Source organism: Rodentibacter rarus, from assembly GCF_001998965.1.
Taxonomy (GTDB): Bacteria; Pseudomonadota; Gammaproteobacteria; order Enterobacterales; family Pasteurellaceae; genus Rodentibacter; species Rodentibacter rarus.
This window is the reverse complement of the sequence record NZ_MLHJ01000139.1, coordinates 1-4,118: the sequence shown is the minus strand read 5'-3', so window position 1 is coordinate 4,118 and position 4,118 is coordinate 1. Positions and strand designations below refer to the sequence as shown.

The following is a 4,118-nucleotide window of genomic DNA, read 5'->3' as shown; positions in this document are numbered from 1 at the left end:
AGGGCTAAATTTCAGATTTCGAGCCGTTGAAAAGGCGATTTTTTTGGGAAAAGCGGTAGGGACACACTGCGTGTGTCCGAATTTTAACCTATTGAAATAATTTGATTCTATAACGGACACACGCAGTGTGTCCCTACGTTCTGTTAAAATTTCTGTTTTTGTGCATTTGCTACATAATACCGGAAATTTGCAAGGAGAAAGGAAATATCGCTTAAGGTTGCCCCATAATAATTTCCAACCAATAACGGTGTGCTGATATTTTGTCTGGCTTGCGCACGCATTAAATAAACTTGCACTTTATATTCGCCCGTTTCTTCTGCCACGCCTTCAAACTACCCACCGCGAATGCTGCCGTTGAAAATCGCTTCTTTGCCAGTGGGCGGCATAATGCTGGAATACGCCGTTGGGAATTTGATCCCCATACTGATGTTCAAATACTGACCTTTTTTCACTCTGAAAGGATATTCTACCGCATCGTAGCCTTTGATATTGCCTGAAAAATGTTGCGCAAGGGCTTTTTGAAGAGTAATGGGCGAATCAACGGTTTGAGGTTGAGGTGCGGTTTGGCAAGCGGAAAGGAAAAGTAGAGAGGTGAGCAGAATTTGTGTTTTCATTGAACTATTTCCGTAAGTGTTAAACAGTGGGGGATTGCCCCACCTTTAGAATGTTTATGCTTGGCAGAAATCGACCAACTTTGGCTGCACAATGCGAGCGTAATCTTCGGCGTTTAAAATCACTGAACGCACCAACGTGCCAGCGTTAAACGCCAGTTCATCATGGCGTTCTAGCAAGCTAGGATCGGCAATCAAAAGCAAATCGGGGTGAAAGCTAAAAGGCGGAATTGCGCCAAACACGCAATCGGTCAGCTCATTCACTTCCGCAGGGCTGGCGAGTGAAGCGCGCGTGCCGCCAAGAGCTGCGGCAATTTTGCTTAAATCCGCTTGCTTGTCCGCAGGCAAAATGGCAAGTACCGCTTGTTTCACGCCGTTGCCTTTCACCTTGCACACCAAGGCTTTCGCCCCTTGTCCTAATTCCGTGCCACGAATTTTCGCCACTTCTTCCGACTTCCCCGCCTCGGGGTGTTCCACCACACGATAACGGGCGTGATGTTCGTCTAAAAGAGCGGTCAATTCTTCAAATATTTTTTCTGACATAATAATTCCTTGCTAAAAGTATCGCTATATTACTACTTTTGAGCATATTTGGGCTAGTGAAAGAGAGGGTGGCAATCAGGAGATTTTGCAAATGGGAGGATAGGTAGGGTGGGCTTTAGCCCACCGTTGCAATATTGATTTTTTAATGGCGGGTTAAAGCCTACCATTCTGTTTTATTTTTCTTAAAAGGAATTAATTTATAAAAATCGTCTGTAATCGATTTTTCCATACTCTAAATAATCTTTCATATTTTGTTCAATGTCTTCCTCTTCCCAATTTCGATATTCTTCTCCTGGTTTATGATAGTTATTTAAATTGTTTATAAACTTTTTGTATAAGTTTGAAAGTTTTTCTGCAGAAAATTCGTTTTGACAGATGTTAATATAATTATTGAAATCTAGTCTTTGTTGAGTATCTCTTTTAGTTTTAGGATAACTTTTTTCAAAATTTTTAAATGTATTGTCTAATCCATCTTCTGTAAACAATCTTGTAATAGGGGAAAGAGTGAAATCTAGCTCTAAATAAGAATTGTGAAAGTTATTATTTTTCTTATCATCATTCATTAAATATCTATCTAAACAATGAAGTTGCCCTAAATATTGAAATTGATCAAAAGTTATGTGATCAGTGGCTAATTTTTCTTTCACCTTATTAAGTAATGTATGGTTAGATAAAGCGGATTGGCTATATAGGCATAAAATTGTAAAAATGATCTTTTTCATATTTACTCACAGTCTAAAAATCTACATTTGTTTATTTTACCTTTCTTAAGGTAGTCAATCATGTTTTGTTCTAATTCTTCTTTGCTAAAGAGTATTTCATCATTTTCATTAAAATAACTATTTTTATTATATATTAATTTGTTATACTTTTTTCTTATTGTTTTTGAGGTGTACGCTAAGGTGCAGTTTTGTTTGAATAAAGATGGATTGCTGCTCTCTAATTTAGAAAATGTAATGTCAAAACTTTCTTCTTTAATCATTCTGGCTAGTGGAGATAGGCTATTGTATAGAAAAATATATTCTTGTTTGAAATTTTCTTTTTTCTCATTTTTCATATCAAGACAATGTGCGATCCCTAGCTGCTGAAACTGCTTATAGGCAAATTTATCTTTTTCAAATTTTTTAGATACACTTGAAAACAATGTGTTTGCATAAGAAAAGTGAGTTATGAATAAAAATAGAGCTAGAATGATTTGCTTCATTATTTAACCTGGAAATTATAAAAATCGTCTGTAATCAATTTTTCCATACTCTAAATAATCTTTCATATTTTGTTCAATATCTTCTTTTTCCCATAAGGTTTCAGGGTCTCCCTCTTTAATATAATTTTTTTTATTAAGTATAAATGTACTATAATAATTATGAATATTATTGGAGTGGAAATTTCTTCTACATATTTCAACATAATTATTGAAATCTAGTCTTCTTGGGCTATCTCGTTTAACTTTAGTTATATTTTGTTCAAGTTCTTTGTATGCATTGTCTAAGTCATCAAAATTAAATAATCTAGTAATTGGTGATAAAGAAAGATCTAGCTCTAAGTATGCCTGATAAAAGCTACCGTTTTTCTCTACCATTAGATATTTATCTATACAATGGAGTGTTCCCAAGTATTGAAATTGCTCAAATGCAATGGGATCGATTTTTAATTTTTGCTGTACCTTATTAAATAAGGAAGTGTTCGAAAAAACAAATTGACTGTATAAACATATAATTATAAAGATAAATTTTTTCATATTATTTAAGCTCCCAAAAATAAACTTCATATGCAGAACTATAGTAACTATGTGATCTTCCACCAATAACATCACCATTAACCCAGAGTGTGACATGACCACTAGCTCGGAACGCATCAGGTTTTTCAGGAATCATAGCATATATGCCTTTTCTATCGCCAATAGCATTGACAATTTCTTCATATGTCTGTGGGAATTTAATGGTTTCATCAGGATCCCCAAAATTTCTATGGAGCCATTTAACCATATTGATGGCACTAGCTGTAATGAATTTTCCTTTAAATTTTCCTTCTGTTACAATATACTCCTTTTTAATTTTTACATTAGCATTAATTAATCCTAGTGATAATCTTGTTGCACAAGCATTCCCAAAGGTGACTTGATCATAATTCTTGCCCAAAATAGAAATAAAGACAGACTGAGCATCGAGATCATAAATCATTCCATCTTTTTCTATTTTAGGATACCCTTCATAAACTTTTTCCCAGCTCGGACGATTTACTTTTAATGTTTTTTGTTTATCTTTTGCTTTGGCAGTAATATTGTTAGGCATTAAATCTCTCCATTAATAAAAATTGTTTTCTGTTTAAATACATTTTTAATAATAGCTTCACCGCTATCGTTCACTATTCCCGAAACGGTAAATTCCTGATTACCATTTTCGGTTTCATATTCAATACTGGCTTCAACGGTTTCTCCTGCATCATAATTTTGCGTAACAATATGTAGATTTAAATCTGTATAATGTCGAGAAATTGCATTTAATTGCGTTAATTGCTCTCCATAACTCCAAAACAAATCAACGATTTCTTTTTTATCATCATTTTCATCTTCTTTCGATAATAAATGTGTTAATTCTGTATGAATAACATTGTCATTTGAATAACTTTTTCCATCATCAGCCCACATCAAATTTTGTGAGCCGATTAGCTCCGCACCACAAGCGGTTTTCATACCTTCTAATGCCACGCCTCGACCATTAGCACTCATATTTACCGCCCCTTCAATAATCGGAAAATTCCCTTTACATTGAGGGCAGGCTACGAGATCACCTTGTAGTGAAACCGCTTTGCCTTGTACTGTCATAGAAAATGATCCTTGTAAAACCACACCACCATGTGTAGTTCTATCGCCAATCACAATCGCTCTTCTTGCCATATATTTCTCGTTTATCAAAAAAATGTAGCGTAAATATATATATATATATATTTAGGGGCTGTACTAGA

At 34.7% G+C, this 4,118-nt stretch carries 8 protein-coding genes; all 8 read right to left on the bottom strand.

Going from position 1 to position 4,118, the window contains the following annotated elements; genetic code table 11:
* Nucleotides 1-143: 143 nt before the first annotated feature.
* Entirely contained in the window at nucleotides 144-323 is a 180-nt protein-coding gene (locus tag BKK50_RS11580) for a hypothetical protein (RefSeq protein WP_077418280.1), read from the bottom strand.
* Nucleotides 324-332: 9 nt separating this feature from the next.
* Nucleotides 333-614: a hypothetical protein gene (locus BKK50_RS11575; RefSeq protein ID WP_077418277.1), complete on the bottom strand. Its 282-nt coding sequence runs from the start codon at nucleotides 612-614 to the stop codon at nucleotides 333-335.
* A gap of 54 nt (nucleotides 615-668) precedes the next feature.
* The gene (locus BKK50_RS11570) at nucleotides 669-1,154 is read right to left on the bottom strand and encodes a YbaK/prolyl-tRNA synthetase associated domain-containing protein (RefSeq protein WP_077418274.1); all 486 of its coding nucleotides are present in this window, start codon (nucleotides 1,152-1,154) and stop codon (nucleotides 669-671) included.
* Between the two features lie 197 nt (nucleotides 1,155-1,351).
* Nucleotides 1,352-1,876, bottom strand: coding sequence for a hypothetical protein (locus tag BKK50_RS11565; RefSeq protein ID WP_077418272.1), 525 nt, complete (start codon nucleotides 1,874-1,876; stop codon nucleotides 1,352-1,354).
* A gap of 2 nt (nucleotides 1,877-1,878) precedes the next feature.
* Entirely contained in the window at nucleotides 1,879-2,358 is a 480-nt protein-coding gene (locus BKK50_RS11560; RefSeq protein ID WP_077418269.1) for a hypothetical protein, read from the bottom strand.
* Nucleotides 2,359-2,373: 15 nt separating this feature from the next.
* On the bottom strand, nucleotides 2,374-2,892 hold the full coding sequence (locus tag BKK50_RS11555; RefSeq protein ID WP_143529827.1) for a hypothetical protein: 519 nt from the start codon (nucleotides 2,890-2,892) through the stop codon (nucleotides 2,374-2,376).
* A gap of 1 nt (nucleotide 2,893) precedes the next feature.
* Nucleotides 2,894-3,445, bottom strand: a complete 552-nt coding sequence (locus BKK50_RS11550) for a T6SS effector amidase Tae4 family protein (RefSeq protein ID WP_077418262.1) — start codon at nucleotides 3,443-3,445, stop codon at nucleotides 2,894-2,896.
* Entirely contained in the window at nucleotides 3,445-4,050 is a 606-nt protein-coding gene (locus BKK50_RS11545; RefSeq protein ID WP_077418259.1) for a PAAR domain-containing protein, read from the bottom strand. The genes BKK50_RS11550 and BKK50_RS11545 overlap by 1 nt, the downstream gene beginning before the upstream one ends.
* Between the last annotated feature and the right edge of the window lie 68 nt (nucleotides 4,051-4,118).